Genomic DNA, 19,083 nt, shown 5'->3' on the forward strand with positions numbered 1-19,083 from the left:
GCGGCTAACCTGGCAGGCATGCCGGTCACTGTCCTCGTGCCAGATGATTATGGAGTCGGGGTATTGGCCCGGCTCGATGGGGTTCGCCCGGTGCGGTATTCGCCCGGCGAACCGCTGCCCGCGGGAGCGGAGTTGGCGGAGGTGCTGGTTCCGGCGTTTCTGGCTCGGCCCGATTCGATCGATATGGCCGGATTGCCGAAGTTGCGGTTGGTGCAGATGCTGACGGCCGGGGCCGAACGGTGGATCGGTCGGCTGCCGGATGGGGTGCTGCTGTCGAATGCGCGAGGTGCTCATGGTGGCAGTTCCGCGGAGTGGGTGGTCGCGGCGCTGCTCACGATTTATCGCGAGCTGACGGAGTTCACCGATTTGCGGCGCGAGCAGCGCTGGTATCAGCATCGGACCGATACGTTGGCGGGTAAGCGGATCCTCGGCATCGGCGCGGGTGACCTCGGCATCGAATTGCGCCGCAGGGTAGAAGCTTTCGATGCGACCTTGACGCTGGTCGGGACGACCGCCCGCGACGGTGTGCACGGTGTCGACGAATTACCGCGGCTGCTGAGCGAATTCGATGCCGTCGTACTGATGGTTCCGGTGACCGATCAAACCATCGGCATGGTCGATGCCGAATTCCTGGCCGCGATGGCCGACGGCGCGGTACTGGTGAATGTCGCGCGCGGACCGATCGTGCGGACCGAAGCGCTACTGGCCGAACTGGCTTCGGGGCGATTGCGCGCAGCTCTGGATGTCACCGACCCGGAGCCACTGCCGCCTGAGCATCCGCTCTGGACAGCGCCCGGCCTGTTGCTGACACCTCATGTCGCGGGAAGTAGCCGAGGCAGTCTCGAACGCGCCTACGCCGTTGTCGCAGCGGAGATCGCCCGATTCGCGGCTGGTGAGTTACCGAAAAACCTTGTGCACGGGGATTATTGAGTCGCTCACGGATCAACGGCGGCTACATGAATCGCGGCCGGGTGACACGCGCGAGTGTTCGGATCAAAGCATCCGATGCCAGTTGCCCGCGTTCGATGCGCAGCCCCGCGTAGCACGGATCGCCGTTCTCGACGAGCCCGACGATCGTCGGCTCATCCAATTGCTCCGCGGCGAACGCATATATCTGCTCCAACTTCGGCACGATCAGACCGTAATCGAGCGCCCGTGCCACGCGTCCCTCGAGCGCGAGCACCGCGTCGACAGACATATTCGACAGCGGATACACCTCGGGAAAAACGTTCCGCAGGTCGAGGAACAGGCGAACCGAACTGCGGCGCGGATCGGCCGACCAGCCGCCGAGGGCCCCGAACCGGCCGAGCGCCAGCGTCGGCCGCGCCACCAGGACGTGGGTGAACAGCACTCGCATGAGCGTCACATTGATCATCAACCGCTCGGCGGGCAGTTCCGCGGCGGCCAGCTCCTGATGTTCCAGATAACCGGCGACGATGCTGCGATTGTGCGCCCGGTACCACGCCGCGGGCGAAGGGGCGATGAGGAATTCGAGCCACAGCCGGGCACCGGGTGTCGACGCGTCGCGGGCATCGGCGTGATGCAGCAGCGCGGCCTCCAGTTTGTCGTGCAGTAAGCGGTCGTTGATGGCCCGCCACCACGGGCTGCCGGTATCGGCGTGCAGCACACCGCGAGCGAGTTCCCATTGCAGAAAAGCGATTTCGGCCCGACGGTAGGCGCGCAGTTGCGGCGGATAGAAGCTCTCGGCGAGCGCGAGGCGGTGCTGCGCGTCGGCATGCGCGGCGCCGACCCGCCGAGCCGCCAGCTCGCTCGCCTTATCCGCGTTCATCGTCCCCTACTCTACGATCCGGACGCCGCCCGCACCGGGAACCGGAGACCCATCAATATTACGATGTCTCTTATTGGCGATCCTATTGGTGCTTCGATGAACGGGTGCCTAACGTCGACATCGCGACGAACTGACACGCCGCATGCGTCAGCGCGTCAACCCTAATCCCCGATCAGGAGGCACACGATGTCGAAGGTTCTTTTCGTCATGACCGGCGTCGACTACTGGACGCTCGCCGACGGCACGAAACATCCGACCGGGTACTGGGCCGAAGAGGTCGTGGCTCCGTACAAGGCCATCAAGGCGGCGGGTCACGAGATTGTGGTGGCCACTCCCGGCGGCGTCGTACCGACGGTCGACCAGGGCAGTCTCGCACCCGAGGTCAACGGCGGCGCGGACGGTGCCACAGAGATCGCCGACACCCTGGCCGATGCGGCAGAACTGCGCAGCCCGATCCGGCTCGACGATGTCGACCTGGCCGACTACGACGCCGTGTACTACCCAGGCGGACACGGCCCGATGGAAGATCTGTCGGTGAACGCCGACTCCGGCGCCCTGCTCAATGCCGCGCTGGCCTCGGGCAAACCGCTCGGCGTCGTCTGCCACGCGCCCGCCGCGCTGCTCGCGACCGCCATCGACGGCGATTCCCCGTTCGTCGGCTACCAGGTCACCGGATTCACCAATGCCGAAGAGGCACAAGCCGGATTCGCCGATAAGGCCAAGTGGCTGCTGCAGGATCGGCTCGTGGAGCTCGGCGTCGATTTCCGCGAGGGCGAGCCATGGGCACCGCATATCGAGATCGATCGCAATCTCTACACCGGCCAGAATCCCGCATCGTCGGCACCGCTGGCCGCAGAGATCGTCAAAGCCCTGGGCTGACGCGAGACAGGGTGCGAGACCAGAGGGCATAAGGGAAACGTAAAGATCGCTTGCGCCAACGGCTCTCGGTGGCGGCGAGGTCTAGCGTGGAATGGTCGAACCGCGGCAGGGAGGTGTCGGTGGCGACAGACGTGATCGGCAAGATCGCCCGTGTCACCGCGACGATCAAGCCGGACCATCTCGGCGAAGTTCTGATCGAGGTGCGGGCGGGCACCGAGCGATTTCTCGCGCGCCCTGCCGACGGGGCGACAACCATTCCGAGGCATACCCAAGTGCTCGTGGTCGGGAGCCTGGGTGGGCGCACGGTCGAAGTCACTCCCTTGAAATGAAGGTTCATCATGGACGTCCTGATACTGGTCGTCGTCGGCATCGCCGTTGTTGTGCTGTTCCTGGCCGCCGTACTGTTCCGGCTGTCCTGGCGGGTCGCCGAACCCGATGAGGCACTGATCATCTCCGGATTCCGCGCAGGCGAAGGACAGTCCTTCGGCGAGAGCATGGGCTTCCGGATCGTCACCGGACGCGGCAGTCTGGTGGCACCCGGGCTGACCAAGGTGCGCCGAATCTCATTGGAGGCGCACGAAAGTCAGATAACCGTCCCCTGTGTGAGTCAGCAGAAGATCAGTCTGCAGCTGGCCGGTGTGGTGGTCTACAAGGTCGGTGACGACTACCGGTCCATCGCGAATGCGGCCCGTCGGTTCCTGGACCGCCCGGCCGAGGAGCTGGAAACCAAGGTGCAGAATGTCTTCGTCGGCCATCTGCGCGCGATCGCGGGTTCGATGACCGTGGAGGATATGATCAGCGACCAGGATAAATTCTCCGAGCAGGTCCGCGACCGGTGCTCACAGGAGATGGAGTCCTTCGGCCTGGTGATCGATAGCTTCCAGATTCAGTCCATTGCCAGCGGCTCGAATTACATTGCGAACCTGGCGATTCCGCATCAGGCAGCGGTCGAGCAGCAGGCCCGCATCGCCCGCGCCAATGCCGAGCGCGAGGCCATCGAACAGGAACAGGCAGCGCAGGCCAAAATCGCACTCGCGATGCGTGACACCCAGATCAAGAAGGCCGGTTATCAGGCCGAGGTGGACAGCGCGAGTCAGGAAGCCGCACAGCAGGGCCCGCTCGCCGATGCCAAGGCCCGCCAGGCGGTCGTCGAAATGGCAACGCGCGTCGCACAACTCGAAGCACAACAGAAAGAACAGCAGCTGCAGGTCGAGATCCGCAAGCCGGCGGATGCCGAGGCCTATCGCCAGACCACGCTGGCCACCGCGGGCCGTGACGCGCGGATCAGCCAGGCCGAGGCCGATGCCCAGGAGACCCGCTTGCGCGCGGAAGCCGCTGCGGCACAGACGAAAATGCAAGCACTCGCCGAAGCCGAGGCGATCAAACTGCGGGCCGCCGCCGAGGCCGAGGCCACCCGGCTCACCGGTCAGGCCGAGGCCGACGCCATCAAGGCCAGGGGTCTGGCCGAGGCCGACGCCGTACGCGCGCATATGGCCGCCGAGGCCGCAGGTATCCAGCAGCGCGCCGAGGCGATGAGCCAGAACCAGGAGGCCGTCATCGCACAGCAGATCGCCGAGAAGCTCCCGCAGATCGTCGCCGCGGCGGCAGCACCGTTCGAGCACGTCGATCAGTTCACGGTGTTGAACGGCGCGCAGGGTGTCACCTCGGCATTGGCCGAGATCATTCAGCAGGCGGGTGCGCTCACCTCGATCGCACGCGAATCTCTGCTGCCCGCAATGAATCTCAGTACGAACGGGCACCAGAACGGCGAGGTCGAACTCCCGAAGTAGACCGCGAGTCGGCGGCGATCCGCGAACGATTCGCCGCCGACGCCCGAAGTACCCTTCGGTAAGGGCCGTTGGTCCCTTGTTCGGCATTCGGCGTCTCTGCGACGGTGATACGTCCGATCATCGGTAAGCGGAAAGCGAACTCGCGTGACATCGCTGTTGTGGATCGCGCTGCCCTATGGCGCGTTCGTGTCGTTTGTGCTCGGTCACGGGTGGCGCTACCGGCGCGACGGTTTCCGCAGCTATACCCGTTATCCGGAGATGGACCGCAGCCAGCGGTTCGGATCGACGGCATTTCGGTCCGGGGTGTGTCTCATAGTCCTCACCCGCCTGATCAATGTGATCACCGCCGAACCGCACGCCCGCCCCTCCGGTGCGCTGCACGTGGTCATCACGATCGTGCAGATCGGCGGCGTCGCCGCTGCCACGATCGGGGCGGTATTGCTGTTTCTACCGGATCTGATAGCGGGTCCGTCGCGTCCGGTGATCACCCCGCTGGACCGCATTACGTTCCCGGCTCTGACGGCCGCGCTGCTGTCCGGGGTGATCATCGAATACGACCCGACCACGGTGGCACGCGAATATCGAACCGGCGAAACGCTTTTCGCGTGGTTCCGCTCGCTGGTCACCATCGATCCGTACCCCGAGGCCATGCAGCATGCACCGCTCATCTACCAGGCGCGGGGATTGATCCTGCTGCTGGTCCTCGGCATCTGGCCCTTTACCCGGCTCGCGGGCATCTTCGCGGGCCCGGTCGTGCGGCTGGTCCTGCGGGCCGTCCCACACCGGACTGGTGAATTGGACAACGCGACCACGGGAGCCTGAACGGCTCAGTTCTCGTTGCGCGCCTTGGGAAACCGGGTCTGCCGGGCGACCCAACCGGCCATCTTGGCCCAGTGTCCCTTGCGCGGGGTGACCACGGAGATCAGCTCGCGGTCCCATTCATCGGCCTCGGTCAGGCCATTGATGGTCTCGACCAATTCCTTGGCGATCACCAGATCGTCGACCACGCGGTCACCGAGGACACCGTCGGAACCGACCAGGGTGACGCGAACGCCCGCACGGCCGATCGGCTGCAGTACGGCGGTGGCGGAGCCGCCGTGCTCGGCGACGAATCCCTTGACCGAATCCACCAGGGAACCCGACAACTGCACTGGGGCGGCGGCTTCAACACTCATGGCGGCTAGTTTACTGACCGGTACGTTCGAGTCCAGCCCCGTGGGTGTAGAACGGATCTCATGCGCGCTATTCAGGTTTCCGAGCACGGTGGTCCCGAAGTCCTGAACTACGTCGAGGTGCCGGATCCGCAGATCGGTGCGGATCAGCTGCTCGTCGACACCGAGGCGATCGGCATCAACTTCATCGATACCTATATCCGTACCGGCCGCTACCCACAGGCGGTCCCCTATATTCCCGGCGCCGAGGGCACCGGCGTGGTAGCCGAGGTCGGCGCGAATGTGACCGAATTCGCAGTCGGCGACCGGGTCGCCTGGGCGGCCGCGCCCGGCAGCTATGCCCAGCGGGTCGCGGTACCGGCTGCGGTCGCGGTCAAGGTGCCCGACGGTGTCGACGCACCGGTCGCCGCCTCCGCACTGTTGCAGGGTATGACCGCGCACTACCTGATCGAATCGATCTACAAGCCCGAACCCGGCGAGACCGTGCTGGTGCACGCGGGCGCGGGCGGCGTCGGTCTTATGCTCACTCAGCTCGCCGTCGCGCGCGGGGTGCGGGTGATCACCACCGTCTCCTCGGACGCGAAGGAGAAACTGTCACGCGAGGCGGGCGCGAGCGAGGTGCTGCGATACAGCGATGATCTTGCTGCTCGAGTTCGCGCACTCACCGAAGGCGTCGGCGTCGCCGCCGTATACGACGGTGTCGGCGCGGCCACCTTCGAGGCCGGCCTCGCATCTCTGCGGGTGCGCGGCATGCTGGCCCTCTTCGGCGCGGCCAGCGGCCCGGTACCGCCCTTCGACCTGCAGCGCCTCAACCCGGCAGGGTCGCTGTTCGTAACCCGCCCCACGCTGGTGCACTACACCCGCGACCGAGCCGAATTACTCTGGCGCGCAACCGATATCCTCACCGCGATCGCCGACGGCACGCTGCATGTGCGGATCGGCGCCACATACCCGCTGGCCGAAGCCGAGCAGGCGCACCGCGATCTCGAGGGCCGCAAGACCACCGGCTCGATCGTCCTGCTGCCATAACCCGACGCCAACGGCCGCGCCGGGCGCGGCCGTTGGCGCCTTGAATCCATTGCCCGGCACCCCGGATCCGCACTGCCGTGCGCAGCCGAGTCCCTTGCGCCGCCCGGCACCCCGATCCACACTTTCGACGGCAGCCGAGTCGGTTGCGCCGCCCGGCACCCCGATCCGCACTTCCGGCCGCAGCCGGATCGGTTCCGCCGCCCGGCAACCTGATCGCACTCTCGGACGCTGCCGAGCCGATTCCGCTGCACGGCAACCAGATTCGCCGGATCAGCAGTCCAGTCCGGTCAGACCACGGTAAATGAACCGTGTCAAACCCTCGATCGCCTGTTCATCCGTCAGCGTGACGGAACCGTCCTCGACCGCGGCCAACATCCCCTGGGTGACCTGGAACATCATCGCCAGACTGGCATCGACGCTGCTCGGCAGCCGTAATCCCTTATCGGCCAGGCCATCCAGATGATCGGCGATATCCGCGCGCTGTTCGACCCCGAATTGTCCCAGCACCCGAGCGAAATCCTCGCTGACGATCGCCGCCTGAGCGATCGCGCGCATTACCGCCCCATGTTCCCGCGAGAAGGACCAATACCCGGCGACGTGATACCGCACCGCCTCCGGATCACTGAAATCGGATTTGTGTTCGGGCTGCTCCGCGCGCTCGTCCCCGGCGTTCGCCAGATCGTTCAGCAGTGCCTGGAGTAGCTCCTCCTTGCTCGCGAAGTGGTTGTAGAACGACCCGGCCGCGCGCCCAGCGGCCGCAGTGATGTCGGTGATCTTCGTGTTCAAGTAGCCGCGTTCGGCGAACACCCGCCGCGCCGCATCCTTCAGTGCCTGTTCGGTCTCTGCGGACTTCTCCCGGCGACTCGACGTCACTCGCACCACCTCCTTGACACGAAAACCTATCAACCTCCATGATGAATTCAGATTCAGTGAATTTCAATTCAGATTGGTGAGGATCATGAAAGCAGCAGTCCTGCGCAGCGCCGGCGAGAGTCCTGTGTATGCCGACTTCGACGAGCCGGAGGTGACCGATGGCCGAGAGCTGGTCGAGCTGGTGGCGGCGGGCATACATCCGATCGTTCGATCGCTGGCGGCCGGTACGCACTACGGCAGCACCGACGCCTACCCCCTGATCCCGGGTATCGACGGGGTGGCGCGCACCGCCGACGGCGCGCTCGTCTACACCGGTTTTCTGCAGGCTCCATACGGCACGCTGGCCGAACGCATGGCGGTGCCCGCGCGGATGCGGATTCCGCTCCCGTCCGGCGCCGATCCCGCGCGGATCGCGGGCGGCCTCAACCCCGGGTTGTCCTCGTGGCTGGTCCTGCGCGAGCGCCGCGACGCACTGCCCAACCGGAAGCTCGGCACCGTGCTGATTCTCGGCGCGACCGGGGCCGCGGGTCTGCTGGCCGTGCAGAACGCCTTCGTGCTCGGCGCGGACCGGGTGATCGCCGCCGGACGCAATCCGTCGGCACTCGAGCAGGCGGCGGGATACGGCGCGACCACGGTCACGCTGCCGGACGACAAGGATGCCACCGAGTCGGCACTGGCCGAGGCGGTCGGCACCGTGGCGCCGAGCCTGGTGCTCGACTATGTATGGGGCGCACCGGCCGAGGCCGCCTTCGCGGCGCTCGGACGCCAGGGCCTGACCGAGGACGTCGCGGATATCGCATACATCCAGATCGGCGCCATGGCAGGTGCCGACGCGGCCGTTCCGGCAGCGCTGTTGCGCAGCCGCCGCATCACGCTCTCCGGTAGCGGGGCCGGATCCGCGTCGATGCAGTCGATCCTGGCCGCGATCCCCGAGTACATGCAGTTGATCGCCGATGGCCGGTTGCACACCGCGGTGCAGGAGTTCCCGCTCTCGAAGATCGAAGACGCTTGGGCCGCCGCGCAATTCGGCGCCGCCCGGGTAGTCGTCGTCCCGGCTTGATCCACGACAGTAACCAACCAGCACAATTCGGTACGGAGATATCGTGCACGACCGAACACAAGTACTCATCGCGGGCGCCGGACCCACCGGCCTCACCCTCGCCATCGACCTGGCCCGTCGCAATATCCCGGTGCGCATCATCGACCGGGCCACCGAATTCTTCGCCGGATCGCGCGGCGACGGTATCCAGCCGCGCACGCTCGAGGTTTTCGACGACCTCGGCGTGCTGGATGCAGTCCGCCGGGCGGGATCACCGTCACCGGTGATCCGCGCCTACTTCGGCGGTGAATTCGCGGGCGAACATCGGATGGCCGAACCGGTCGAGCCGACGCCCTCAGTCCCCCACCCCAACCTCTGGGTGCTCGGGCAGTCGTGGACCGAGGCGATCCTGCGCGATCGGCTCGCGGAGTTCGGCGTGCGGGTCGAACTCGCCACGGCGCTGGTCACTTTCGAACAGGACGAGACGGGCGTCAGCGTCGAATTGGCGCACGACGATGTTGTCGAGAGGTTGCGTGTCGCCTATCTGGTCGGCGCGGACGGCGGGAAAAGCACCGTCCGTAAGACGCTCGGCATTCCGTTCGAAGGCACCACCGACGATTCGATCCGGATGCTGCTGGGCGATGTCGGTGCCGATGCGCTCGATCACGACTACGGCTACTGGTTCGCCGCGGCCGGTCGGCCGATGGAGGGAATCATGTTGTCCCCGTTGCCCGGTGGCAGCCAGTTCCAGTTCGGCGCGCCATTGGACACCGACGCCGAACCCACCCTCGAGGTGCTGCAGGAGTTCGTCGACCGCTATGCCGGAAATCTGGACATCGTCCTGACCGATCTCACCTGGGCGACGGTGTGGCGGCCGAATATCCGTCTGGCGCAACGATTCCGGGAGGGTCGGGTATTCCTCGCGGGCGATGCCGCGCACGTGCATCCGCCCACCAGCGGACAGGGCATGAACACCGGTATCCAGGATGCCCACAACCTCGGCTGGAAGCTCGCCGCCGCCGTCGCAGGCGACGAATCACCGCTGGACAGTTATGAGTCCGAACGCCGTACGGTGGCCGCGCGGGTGCTCGGTATCAGTACCGAACTGCTGGACAAGCTGGTCGACGGTGCCGAGGACGCCATGCAGCGCGGCGAGGAGACGCGTCAATTGGATATCAGCTACCGCGATCCCGCCGACCACGGCGTGCTCGCCGCCGGTGATCGCGCACCCGACGCACCGGTCAAGGATGCCGAGGGGCGGCCGATTCGACTGTTCGACCTGTTCCGCGGACCGCATGCGACGCTGCTGTCATTCGGCGAAATCGACGTACCGCCCGAAGCCGGCGTCGAGGTGTACTCGGTGATCCGCCCCGGCGACAAGGCGACCGGACAGTACGTCGTGGATGTCGACGGTCACGCCTTCACCGCCTATGACGCGGTCGACGGCACCACCGTACGAGTCCGGCCCGACGGATATATCGGCTGATTCAGCCGAAGAAGCTGCCGATCGTGTCCCACCCGAGCACCGAATCCACCGCGAGACCACAGAACACCACGGCCAGATAGTTGTTGGACTGCAGGAACAGTCGCAGCGGCTTCACCGATTCACCGCGCCGCACACCGGAGTACAGCTGGTGCGCCATGAGCAGGAACCACGCTCCGGCCACCAGCGCGACGGCCGCGTAGACCACACCGGTCGCGGGTACCAGCGCGAGGGTGGTGAGCACGGTGAGCCAGGTATAGATGACGATCTGCTTGGTGACGGCCTGCTCGGTGGCCACGACCGGCAGCATCGGAACGCCGGCCGCGCGGTAGTCCTCCTTGTAGCGCATGGCCAACGCCCAGGTGTGCGGCGGCGTCCAGAAGAAGATGACACCGAACAGCGCGATCGCGGGCCAGCCGATATTTCCGGTCGCCGCCGACCAGCCGACCAGCGCGGGCATACAGCCGGCCGCGCCGCCCCACACCACATTCTGCGAGGTCCGGCGTTTGAGACCGAGGGTGTACACGAAGACGTAGAACAGGATCGTCGCGACAACCAGCAGGCCGCTGAGCAAATTCGCCTGCCACCACAGCCAGGCGAAGGAGCCGATGCCGAGCGTGACACCGAAGACGAAGGCGTGCGAGGTCGGCACGGCCTCCCTGGCCAGCGGCCGCTTCGCGGTCCGCTTCATCACCTTGTCGATATCGGCGTCGGCGACACAGTTGAGCGTATTGGCGCTCGCGGCGCCCATCCAACCGCCGAACAGCGTGACCAGGATCAGCCGGATGTCGACATGGCCGCGATCGGCCAGCAACATCGTCGGAATGGTCGCGACCAGCAGCAACTCGATGACGCGCGGCTTGGTCAAAGCGATATAGGCGAGGGGTCGCCGCAGTAGTCGGGACAGCAGGCCGTCGCCGGTCAACCGGTCGGCCAGCGCCGTCGCGGAGGAGCCGTGTGCACCATTGCCACCCGGCTGTTGCCCAATCCGCACTGTCTCTCCTCGCACGCTGTGCATCGCATCCGGCATAAAACCACCACCGCGCTCCCCTGCTCGAGCTGGTGCGAGGCGGCAACTACTACACACGATGGTAGACCCAGCCGCACAGCCTTCTTTCCATAGCCCCTCGCTCCGGCACGCTATCGGAGCGATTCGACACCCGAACTAAGCCGGGTTCCTCACATGCCGGTCATCGGGCACATCTAGGGTGGTTGGGGTAAACCCGGTTCGCATTCCACAGCTGCCGTGCGCGCACCCCTCCGCCACCGTCGACGAAACAATGTCAGGAGAACCTCGGTCGTGTCAGTCACAGACGACATCCGCGCCCTCACTCAGCCGCATCACCCGGACGACTGGACGGATCTGGACACCAAGGCCGTCGACACAGTTCGGGTTCTAGCCGCCGATTCGGTGCAGAACGCCGGGAACGGGCACCCCGGCACCGCGATGAGCCTCGCACCGCTGGCCTACACGCTCTACCAGCGCACCATGCGCCTGGACCCGATCGATCCGAGCTGGGTCGGCCGGGACCGCTTCGTACTGTCCTGCGGTCACTCCAGCATCACCCAGTACATCCAGCTCTACCTGGCCGGATACGGTCTGGAGCTGAACGATCTCGAGCACCTGCGCAAATGGGGCTCGCTCACCCCGGGCCACCCCGAATTCCGCCACACCGACGGCGTCGAGATCACCACCGGCCCGCTGGGTCAGGGTCTGGCCTCCGCGGTCGGTATGGCGATGGCGGCACGGCGCGAGCGCGGTCTGTTCGATCCGGACGCCGCACCGGGCACCAGCCCGTTCGACCACTTCATCTACGCCATCGCCTCCGACGGCGATATGGAGGAGGGCGTCACCTCCGAGGCCTCCTCGCTCGCGGGCACCCAGCAGTTGGGCAACCTGGTCGTGATCTACGACGACAACAAGATCTCCATCGAGGACGACACCACCATCGCCTTCACCGAGGATGTCGCCGAGCGCTACGCGGCCTACGGCTGGCACGTGCAGGTGGTCGAGGGCGGCGAGGACGTCGTCGCCATCGAGGCGGCGCTGGCCGCGGCCAAGGCGGAGACCGGTAAGCCGTCGATCATCGTGCTGCGTACCATCATCGGCTTCCCCGCCCCGAACAAGATGAACACCGGCGCCGCGCACGGTGCCGCACTCGGCGCCGACGAAGTGGCCGCCACCAAGAAGATCCTCGGCTTCGACCCGGAAAAGAACTTCCAGGTCGACGACGAGGTCATCGCGTACACCCGCAAGGTCGTCGAGCGCGGCCGGCAGGCGCATGCGGCCTGGCAGCAGCAGTTCGACGCGTGGGCCGCCGCGAACCCGCAGAACAAGGCGCTGTTCGATCGGCTCGCCAAGCGTGAGCTGCCCGCCGGCTGGGCCGCGAATCTGCCGACCTACGAGGCGGATCCGAAGGGAATGGCCACCCGCAAGGCGTCCGGCAAGGTGCTCGCCGCGCTGGCGCCGGTGCTGCCGGAGCTGTGGGGCGGTTCGGCCGACCTCGCCGAATCCAACAACACCACCATGCCCGACGCGCCGAGCTTCGGTCCGGAGTCGATCTCGACCGGCATGTGGAAGGCCAACCCGTACGGCCGCACCCTGCACTTCGGTGTGCGCGAGCACGCCATGGGCGCGATCCTGAACGGCATCGCCCTGCACGGACCCACCCGTCCGTACGGCGGCACCTTCCTGGTCTTCTCCGACTACATGCGCCCGGCCGTGCGCCTGGCCGCCCTGATGCGGGTCCCCGCGATCTACGTGTGGACACACGACTCCATCGGGCTCGGCGAAGACGGCCCGACGCATCAGCCGATCGAACATCTGGCCGCGCTGCGCGCGATTCCGGGTCTGAACGTGGTCCGCCCCGGCGACGCCAACGAGACCACCTATGCCTGGCGCACCATCCTCGAGCGCGACAGCAGCGAGCACACCTCGCACTTCTCGGTCTCCGAACCGGCCCACCAGGACGGGCCGTCCGCACTCGCGCTGACCCGCCAGGATCTGCCGATCGTCGAAGGCACCAGCTACGAGGGCGTCAAGAAGGGCGGCTACGTGCTGGCCGAGGCGTCGACCGGCACCCCGCAGGTAATCCTGATCGCGACCGGATCCGAGCTCCAACTCGCAGTCGCCGCCCGCACTACGCTGGAGGCACAGGGCATCGGCACCCGCGTGGTCTCGATGCCGTGTGTGGAGTGGTTCGACGCGCAGGACAAGGCATATCGGGACGAGGTGCTGCCGCCCGCGGTCACCGCTCGCGTGGCCGTCGAGGCCGGTATCGCGATGCCGTGGTACCGGTTCACCGGTGACGCGGGCGAGATCGTTTCGATCGAGCACTTCGGTGCCTCGGCCGATTTCAAGACCCTGTTCCGCGAGTTCGGTATCACCGCGGAAGCCGTAGTCGCTGCCGCGCAGCGCACCCTGGAAAACGTGAAGGGATAAGAGCTCATGGCACAGAACGAAAACCTCGCCGCCCTCTCCGCCGCGGGCGTCTCGGTGTGGCTCGATGATCTGTCGCGGGACCGGATCCAGTCCGGGAACCTGGCCGAGCTCATCGAAACCCGCAGCGTCGTCGGCGTCACCACCAATCCGACCATCTTCCAGGGCGCCCTGAGCCAGGGCCACGCCTACGACGGTCAGGTGAAAGAGCTTGCCGCCCAGGGCGCGGATGTGGATTCCGCGATCCGGACCATCACCACCGACGACGTGCGTGCGGCCTGCGACGTGCTGGCCGGGGTCTACGAGGCCAGTAACGGTGTCGACGGCCGGGTCTCCATCGAGGTCGACCCGCGCCTGGCCTTCGACGCCGAGCAGACGGTCGCGCAGGCAATCGACCTGTGGAAGACGGTGGATCGGCCCAACCTGTTCATCAAGATTCCGGCCACCGAGGCGGGCCTGCCCGCGATCACCCGGGTGATCGCGGAGGGCATCAGCGTCAACGTGACCCTGATCTTCTCGGTCAAGCGCTACCGCCAGGTGATGGGCGCCTACCTCGACGGTCTGCGCGGAGCCAAGGCCACCAGCCACGACCTGGCCAAGATCCATTCGGTCGCTTCGTTCTTCGTCTCCCGCGTGGATACCGAGATCGATAAGCGACTCGAGACGATTGGTACGCCGGAGGCGCTGGCACTGCGCGGACAGGCGGGTGTCGCCAACGCGCGCCTGGCCTACGCCGAATACCAGGATGTCTTCGACGGTGGAGCGCACACCTCGACCTACGCGCATCTGGCCGCCAGCGGTGCGAATCGGCAACGGCCGCTGTGGGCTTCGACGGGTGTGAAGAACCCGGAGTACTCGGACACGCTGTATGTCACCGAACTGGTCGCGCCGAATACGGTGAACACGCTGCCAGAGAAGACTCTCGAGGCGGTCGCCGATCACGGCGAGATCCGTGGCGACGCCATCAGCGGTACCGCCGCGGCCGCGCAGGAGGTCTTCGACAAGCTCACCGCGGTCGGCATCGACCTCGACGACGTCTTCGAGGTGCTCGAGCGCGAGGGTGTGGAGAAGTTCGAGAAGTCGTGGGAGGAGCTGCTTTCCGCCACGGCAGGCGAACTGGCCAAGTCCGGGGATAACTGACCCGATGGCCGGCACTCAGACGAATACCTGGAAGAACCCGCTCCGCGACGAGCGGGATAAGCGGGTCCCCCGCATCGCGGGACCGTGCAGCATGGTGATCTTCGGCGTCACCGGCGATCTGTCCCGGAAGAAACTGATGCCGGCCATCTACGATCTGTCGAACCGGGGGCTACTGCCCCCGGGCTTCGCACTGGTCGGCTTCGCCCGCCGGGACTACGCGGACGAGGACTTCGCCAATGTCGTGCTCGACGCGGTGAAAGCGCACGCACGCACACCCTTCCGGCAGGAGGTCTGGGACCACCTGGCCGAGGGCATCCGATTCGTGCAGGGGTCCTTCGACGACGATTCCGCCTTCGCCAAACTCGCCGACGTCCTGGCGAAGCTGGACAAGGACCGCGGCACCGGCGGCAACCACGCCTTCTACCTGTCGATTCCGCCGAATATGTTCCCGGTGGTGCTCGATCAACTCTCCGAGCACAAACTGGCCCAGCCGACGAAAACCGATGGCGAGGGCCGCAAACCGTGGCGCCGGGTGGTGATCGAGAAGCCGTTCGGCCACGATCTGGACAGCGCGGTGGAACTCAACGCACTGGTCAACCGGGTGTTCCCGGAGGAAACGGTCTTCCGCATCGATCACTATCTCGGCAAGGAGACGGTGCAGAACATCCTGGCACTGCGCTTCGCCAACCAGCTCTACGAACCGATCTGGAATGCCAATTACGTCGACCATGTGCAGATCACCATGGCCGAAGACATCGGATTGGGCGGTCGCGCAGGCTATTACGACGGTATCGGCGCCGCCCGCGATGTCATCCAGAACCACCTGCTGCAGTTGCTTGCGCTGACCGCCATGGAGGAGCCGATCAGCTTCGAACCCAAGCAGCTGCAGGCGGAGAAGATCAAGGTGCTCTCGGCGACCAAACTCGTCGAGCCCCTTGATGAGACCACCGCACGCGGCCAGTACGCGGAGGGCTGGCAGGGCGGCGAGCATGTGGTCGGACTGCTCGACGAGGAGGGTTTCGACCCGCAATCGCGCACCGAGACCTACGCGGCGATCACCCTCGAGATCGACACCCGGCGCTGGGCGGGTGTGCCGTTCTACCTGCGCACCGGAAAACGCCTGGGCCGCAGGGTGACCGAGATCGCGGTGGTGTTCAAGCGGGCCCCGCACCTGCCGTTCGACCAGACCATGACCGAGGATCTCGGGCAGAACGCACTGGTCATCCGGGTGCAGCCCGATGAGGGCATCACCACCCGATTCGGTTCGAAGGTGCCGGGGTCGAGCATGGAAGTGCGCGACGTCAATATGGATTTCAGCTACGGCGAGGCGTTCACCGAATCCTCCCCCGAGGCATACGAACGCCTGATCCTCGATGTGCTGCTCGGGGTGCCGTCCCTGTTCCCGGTGAACGCGGAGGTCGAATTGTCCTGGCGCATCCTCGATCCGGTGCTCGAGCACTGGGCCGCCGACGGTAAACCCGAACAGTACGAGGCAGGGACCTGGGGTCCGACCTCGGCCGATGAGATGCTGGCCCGCACCGGGCGCGAATGGCGGCGGCCATGATCGTCGATATGCCGCAGACCACCACCGCCGAGGTCACCAAACGCCTGGTGCGCCTTCGGGAGAGCAATGGCGTGATCACCATGGGCCGGGTGCTGACCCTGGTCGTGTGCACGTTGGACAGTTCCGAGGCCGAAGACGCCATCGACGCCGCCAATGACGCCAGCCGCGAACATCCCTGTCGCGTGGTGGTTTTGGCGCGCGGGGATCGCGAGGCCGAGACCCGGTTGGATGCCCAGATCCGCGTCGGCGGTGATGCCGGAGCGGCCGAGGTGATAGTGCTGCGGCTGCAAGGGGATCTGATCAACCACGAGAGCAGCGTCGTCATCCCGTTCCTGCTGCCGGACACCCCGGTGGTGGCGTGGTGGCCGCGTGGTGCCCCAGAGTTCCCTTCCAAGGATTCGGTGGGACGCTTGGCGACTCGCCGCATCACCGACGCCACCTTCGCCGCCGATCCGCAGGCGACGATCAAGAAGCGGCTCGGCTCCTACGCCTCCGGCGATACCGATCTGGCGTGGAGTCGCATCACCTACTGGCGGGCGCTGTTGGCGGCTGCCATGGACGAACCGCCGTTCGAGCCGGTGGATTCGGTGATCATCTCCGGACTGCGCGAAGAACCCGCGCTGGATATGCTCGCGGGCTGGTTGGCCGCCCGGCTCGACTGTCCGGTGCGTCGCCGCTCGGGTGCGTTGCGCGTGGAGGTGCATCGCCCGACCGTGTCGATCGCGATCGAGCGGCCGCAGACCGGGCGCACCGCGACGCTGACCCGCACCGGCGACCCGGATCAGCGAATCGCCTTGGCGCGCCGCGAAACTCGCGACTGCCTCGCCGAGGAGCTGCGACGGCTGGATGCCGACGAGATCTATGCCGAGGCGCTCGCCGGAATCGAGAAGGTGACCTATGAGTGAGCGCGCGAACTTTCCCGCGAACACCGTCGAAGTACACGACGACACCGATGCCTTGATCGCCGCCGCGGCCGCGCGATTCGTCGCAGTCGTGGTGGCGGCGCAGGCGGCACATGGCTCCGCATCGGTGGTGTTGACCGGCGGTGGGACCGGGATCGGACTGTTGGAATTGGTCCGCAAGACACCCGGCGATATCGACTGGTCGCAGCTCGATGTGTTCTGGGGCGACGAACGATTCGTGCCCGCGGGCGATTCGGAGCGCAATGATCTGCAGGCGCGGCGGGCGCTGCTGGATCATGTGCCGGTTGATCCGTCGCGGGTGCATCCGGTTGCCACCTCCGATGGTGAGTATCCGGATCCGGTCGAAGCCGCCGCCGAGTATGCGGCGGCGGTGCACGCGCACCTGGCCGAGCACGGGGCCTTCGATCTGCATCTGCTCGGTATGGGTGGCGAGGGGCATGTGAATTCGCTGTTCCCACATACCGATGCGGTGCGCGAACAGCACGAACTGGTTGTCGCGGTACCGGATTCGCCGAAGCCGCCGCCGGTGCGGGTCACGCTGACGCTGCCCGCGGTGCGGCACAGTCGCCATGTTGTACTGGTCGTCGGTGGTGCCGCCAAGGCCGAAGCCGTTGCCGCGGCGGTTGCGGGTGCGGATCCGGTGGAGATTCCCTCGGCGGGCGCCGTCGGGTCGGAATCGACTACTTGGCTGTTGGACCGGGACGCGGCCGCGGCATTGCCGGGTGCCGCGAGCTAACTCAACAGCTGCTGCGCGGTTGCGCCGAGGACCAGTTCACGCACGTGTGGTGAGCGGGTGGCGCGTTCGACGGTGATGCGTGCGATGACCGGGTCGCCATAGGGGGCATCCGAGCCGAAGAGGGTGCGCTCGGGAATTTCGGCCATGGCCAGGCGGACCGCGAAAACGATACTGGCAGTGGACAGTTCGAGGAACATGTTCGGGGTGTCGCGGACGAGTTCGATCGCGTCCATCCAGTGCGCGCCGCCGAGTTGGGAGACCACGAGCGGCACTCGTGGGTAGCGTCGCGCGAGGTCGGTCAGGGTGCGCAGGTCGGCGGCGGTCGTCGGCGCGGCTCCGTGGACAACGACAGGAAGTCCATCGTGGTCGGTGGCGGCGCGGAGTACCGGCTCGATCAGGGCCGCTTGATCGGGCGGCGGAGTCAACTCACCGATGCCGCGCAGTCCGCGCCCGACTACATCGCGTTCGACGATCGAATCGGCATCGGGCGTGTCGAGCGGCACCGAGGCGAATCCGATGAAGCGGTCCGGGTAGGCGGCGATTGCGGCATCGAGCTCGCGCCGGGCCGTCGCGCGGCCGAGGGCGCCGCCGGCGAGCGCCTGCGTCAGCAGGTCCATCTCTTCGCGTAGTTCGGTGAGGTTTCCGGCTCGTTCGGGATGCGGTCGGGTCATGAACAGGATGGCCTTGTCCACGCCTGCCTCGTCGAGCAGCGCGATGTGGTCGGCGAGTGTGTGGTGGACGTGGCTGTGTGCGTCGATGATCAACGTTTCTCCTGACGGAAGCGAGTTGCGGTCTCGAGTGTTGATCCCTGACACCATGGGAAGGTCAAATCATGCTGATCGGTGAGCTGGCCAGCCGTACCCGCACCAGCGAACGGCTGCTGCGGTATTACGAACGGGTCGGGCTGCTGTCGGCCGAACGCCGCCACAATGGGTATCGCGAATACGACGCGGATGCCGAGCAGCGTGTCGGGCAGATTCGCGCATTGCTCGCGGCGGGACTCTCGACCCGGGTGATCGGGCAGTTGCTGCCGTGCGCTGTCGACGACGGTGCGTTGCGGGCCTGTCCTGGCGTGTTGCCCGCGCTGCGGGATCGGCTGGCGGAGTTGGATCGTCGGGCCGTTGACCTCGATGCCGCTCGCGATCTGCTGCGGCGGACGATCGAGGAGACCGAGCACTCAGGCTGATGCCGTGCATCATTCTGACTGCGGCCGAAAAATCGGCGATT

Annotated in this window: 19 protein-coding genes; 14 read left to right on the plus strand and 5 right to left on the minus strand. The window is 66.3% G+C overall.

Annotated elements, in window-relative coordinates; all coding sequences use genetic code 11:
• Positions 1-18 precede the first annotated feature (18 nt).
• Positions 19-930, plus strand: coding sequence for an NAD(P)-dependent oxidoreductase (locus ACIBW7_RS07405; protein ID WP_397045058.1), 912 nt, complete (start codon positions 19-21; stop codon positions 928-930).
• 22 nt (positions 931-952) lie between these two features.
• On the opposite strand, the gene ACIBW7_RS07410 is transcribed toward ACIBW7_RS07405, so the two are convergent.
• Entirely contained in the window at positions 953-1,789 is an 837-nt protein-coding gene (locus ACIBW7_RS07410; protein ID WP_397045059.1) for a hypothetical protein, read from the minus strand.
• Between the two features lie 186 nt (positions 1,790-1,975).
• Between ACIBW7_RS07410 and ACIBW7_RS07415 the strand changes: the two genes are divergently transcribed.
• The 4 genes from ACIBW7_RS07415 to ACIBW7_RS07430 all read left to right on the plus strand — a co-directional run bounded on the left by ACIBW7_RS07415 (position 1,976) and on the right by ACIBW7_RS07430 (position 5,280).
• Positions 1,976-2,668 carry a type 1 glutamine amidotransferase domain-containing protein gene (locus tag ACIBW7_RS07415; protein ID WP_397045061.1) on the plus strand — a complete coding sequence of 231 codons (693 nt, stop codon included), beginning with the start codon at positions 1,976-1,978 and terminating at the stop codon, positions 2,666-2,668.
• Positions 2,669-2,787: 119 nt separating this feature from the next.
• Positions 2,788-2,997, plus strand: a complete 210-nt coding sequence (locus tag ACIBW7_RS07420) for a hypothetical protein (protein WP_218007608.1) — start codon at positions 2,788-2,790, stop codon at positions 2,995-2,997.
• Positions 2,998-3,006: 9 nt separating this feature from the next.
• Positions 3,007-4,458, plus strand: coding sequence for a flotillin family protein (locus ACIBW7_RS07425; protein WP_397045064.1), 1,452 nt, complete (start codon positions 3,007-3,009; stop codon positions 4,456-4,458).
• A 144-nt stretch (positions 4,459-4,602) separates the two neighbouring features.
• Positions 4,603-5,280, plus strand: a complete 678-nt coding sequence (locus ACIBW7_RS07430; protein WP_397045066.1) for a respiratory nitrate reductase subunit gamma — start codon at positions 4,603-4,605, stop codon at positions 5,278-5,280.
• Between the two features lie 5 nt (positions 5,281-5,285).
• Here ACIBW7_RS07430 and ACIBW7_RS07435 read toward each other — a convergent pair whose 3' ends face one another.
• Entirely contained in the window at positions 5,286-5,633 is a 348-nt protein-coding gene (locus tag ACIBW7_RS07435; RefSeq protein WP_397045068.1) for a hypothetical protein, read from the minus strand.
• Positions 5,634-5,693: 60 nt separating this feature from the next.
• Between ACIBW7_RS07435 and ACIBW7_RS07440 the strand changes: the two genes are divergently transcribed.
• Positions 5,694-6,659: a quinone oxidoreductase family protein gene (locus ACIBW7_RS07440; RefSeq protein ID WP_397045070.1), complete on the plus strand. Its 966-nt coding sequence runs from the start codon at positions 5,694-5,696 to the stop codon at positions 6,657-6,659.
• 270 nt (positions 6,660-6,929) lie between these two features.
• On the opposite strand, the gene ACIBW7_RS07445 is transcribed toward ACIBW7_RS07440, so the two are convergent.
• Positions 6,930-7,532, minus strand: a complete 603-nt coding sequence (locus ACIBW7_RS07445; protein ID WP_397045072.1) for a TetR/AcrR family transcriptional regulator — start codon at positions 7,530-7,532, stop codon at positions 6,930-6,932.
• A gap of 85 nt (positions 7,533-7,617) precedes the next feature.
• Between ACIBW7_RS07445 and ACIBW7_RS07450 the strand changes: the two genes are divergently transcribed.
• Together ACIBW7_RS07450 and ACIBW7_RS07455 are read left to right on the plus strand one after the other, a co-directional pair.
• Positions 7,618-8,592, plus strand: a complete 975-nt coding sequence (locus ACIBW7_RS07450; protein WP_397045074.1) for a zinc-binding dehydrogenase — start codon at positions 7,618-7,620, stop codon at positions 8,590-8,592.
• Between the two features lie 43 nt (positions 8,593-8,635).
• Positions 8,636-10,057 (plus strand): FAD-dependent monooxygenase, encoded by a 1,422-nt coding sequence (locus ACIBW7_RS07455; protein ID WP_397045076.1) that lies wholly within the window; start codon positions 8,636-8,638, stop codon positions 10,055-10,057.
• A gap of 1 nt (position 10,058) precedes the next feature.
• On the opposite strand, the gene ACIBW7_RS07460 is transcribed toward ACIBW7_RS07455, so the two are convergent.
• Positions 10,059-11,048, minus strand: a complete 990-nt coding sequence (locus ACIBW7_RS07460; RefSeq protein WP_327099879.1) for a heme o synthase — start codon at positions 11,046-11,048, stop codon at positions 10,059-10,061.
• Between the two features lie 306 nt (positions 11,049-11,354).
• Between ACIBW7_RS07460 and tkt the strand changes: the two genes are divergently transcribed.
• From tkt to pgl, 5 genes are read left to right on the plus strand one after another with little or no spacing between them, the layout of a single operon-like run.
• Positions 11,355-13,496, plus strand: a complete 2,142-nt coding sequence (tkt, locus tag ACIBW7_RS07465) for a transketolase (protein WP_397045078.1) — start codon at positions 11,355-11,357, stop codon at positions 13,494-13,496.
• 6 nt (positions 13,497-13,502) lie between these two features.
• Entirely contained in the window at positions 13,503-14,633 is a 1,131-nt protein-coding gene (gene tal / locus ACIBW7_RS07470; RefSeq protein ID WP_397045080.1) for a transaldolase, read from the plus strand.
• A 4-nt stretch (positions 14,634-14,637) separates the two neighbouring features.
• Positions 14,638-16,197: a glucose-6-phosphate dehydrogenase gene (gene zwf, locus ACIBW7_RS07475; RefSeq protein WP_397045082.1), complete on the plus strand. Its 1,560-nt coding sequence runs from the start codon at positions 14,638-14,640 to the stop codon at positions 16,195-16,197.
• Complete coding sequence (gene opcA / locus ACIBW7_RS07480) at positions 16,194-17,102, plus strand: glucose-6-phosphate dehydrogenase assembly protein OpcA (RefSeq protein ID WP_397045084.1); 909 nt, start codon at positions 16,194-16,196, stop codon at positions 17,100-17,102. Before zwf ends, opcA begins: the two co-directional genes overlap by 4 nt.
• Positions 17,095-17,856 carry a 6-phosphogluconolactonase gene (pgl, locus tag ACIBW7_RS07485; RefSeq protein WP_397045086.1) on the plus strand — a complete coding sequence of 254 codons (762 nt, stop codon included), beginning with the start codon at positions 17,095-17,097 and terminating at the stop codon, positions 17,854-17,856. The genes opcA and pgl overlap by 8 nt, the downstream gene beginning before the upstream one ends.
• Here pgl and ACIBW7_RS07490 read toward each other — a convergent pair.
• A complete protein-coding gene (locus ACIBW7_RS07490) occupies positions 17,853-18,620 on the minus strand; it encodes an amidohydrolase family protein (protein ID WP_397045088.1) in 768 nt (255 codons plus the stop codon). The genes pgl and ACIBW7_RS07490 overlap by 4 nt on opposite strands.
• A gap of 68 nt (positions 18,621-18,688) precedes the next feature.
• Between ACIBW7_RS07490 and ACIBW7_RS07495 the strand changes: the two genes are divergently transcribed.
• Positions 18,689-19,042, plus strand: coding sequence for a MerR family transcriptional regulator (locus ACIBW7_RS07495; RefSeq protein ID WP_397045090.1), 354 nt, complete (start codon positions 18,689-18,691; stop codon positions 19,040-19,042).
• The last annotated feature ends 41 nt before the right edge of the window (positions 19,043-19,083 follow it).

This window comes from Nocardia sp. NPDC049526, from assembly GCF_044465765.1.
In the GTDB taxonomy this organism is placed as follows: domain Bacteria; phylum Actinomycetota; class Actinomycetes; order Mycobacteriales; family Mycobacteriaceae; genus Nocardia.

Bases quoted from the DNA above. Each gene is read 5' to 3' on its own strand.
- ACIBW7_RS07405 (WP_397045058.1), top strand. From the start codon at position 19: ATGCCGGTCACTGTCCTCGTGCCAGATGATTATGGAGTCGGGGTATTG.
- ACIBW7_RS07410 (WP_397045059.1), bottom strand. From the start codon at position 1,789: ATGAACGCGGATAAGGCGAGCGAGCTGGCGGCTCGGCGGGTCGGCGCC.
- ACIBW7_RS07415 (WP_397045061.1), top strand. From the start codon at position 1,976: ATGTCGAAGGTTCTTTTCGTCATGACCGGCGTCGACTACTGGACGCTC.
- ACIBW7_RS07425 (WP_397045064.1), top strand. From the start codon at position 3,007: ATGGACGTCCTGATACTGGTCGTCGTCGGCATCGCCGTTGTTGTGCTG.
- ACIBW7_RS07435 (WP_397045068.1), bottom strand. From the start codon at position 5,633: ATGAGTGTTGAAGCCGCCGCCCCAGTGCAGTTGTCGGGTTCCCTGGTG.
- ACIBW7_RS07440 (WP_397045070.1), top strand. From the start codon at position 5,694: ATGCGCGCTATTCAGGTTTCCGAGCACGGTGGTCCCGAAGTCCTGAAC.
- ACIBW7_RS07450 (WP_397045074.1), top strand. From the start codon at position 7,618: ATGAAAGCAGCAGTCCTGCGCAGCGCCGGCGAGAGTCCTGTGTATGCC.
- tal (WP_397045080.1), top strand. From the start codon at position 13,503: ATGGCACAGAACGAAAACCTCGCCGCCCTCTCCGCCGCGGGCGTCTCG.
- zwf (WP_397045082.1), top strand. From the start codon at position 14,638: ATGGCCGGCACTCAGACGAATACCTGGAAGAACCCGCTCCGCGACGAG.
- opcA (WP_397045084.1), top strand. From the start codon at position 16,194: ATGATCGTCGATATGCCGCAGACCACCACCGCCGAGGTCACCAAACGC.
- pgl (WP_397045086.1), top strand. From the start codon at position 17,095: ATGAGTGAGCGCGCGAACTTTCCCGCGAACACCGTCGAAGTACACGAC.
- ACIBW7_RS07495 (WP_397045090.1), top strand. From the start codon at position 18,689: ATGCTGATCGGTGAGCTGGCCAGCCGTACCCGCACCAGCGAACGGCTG.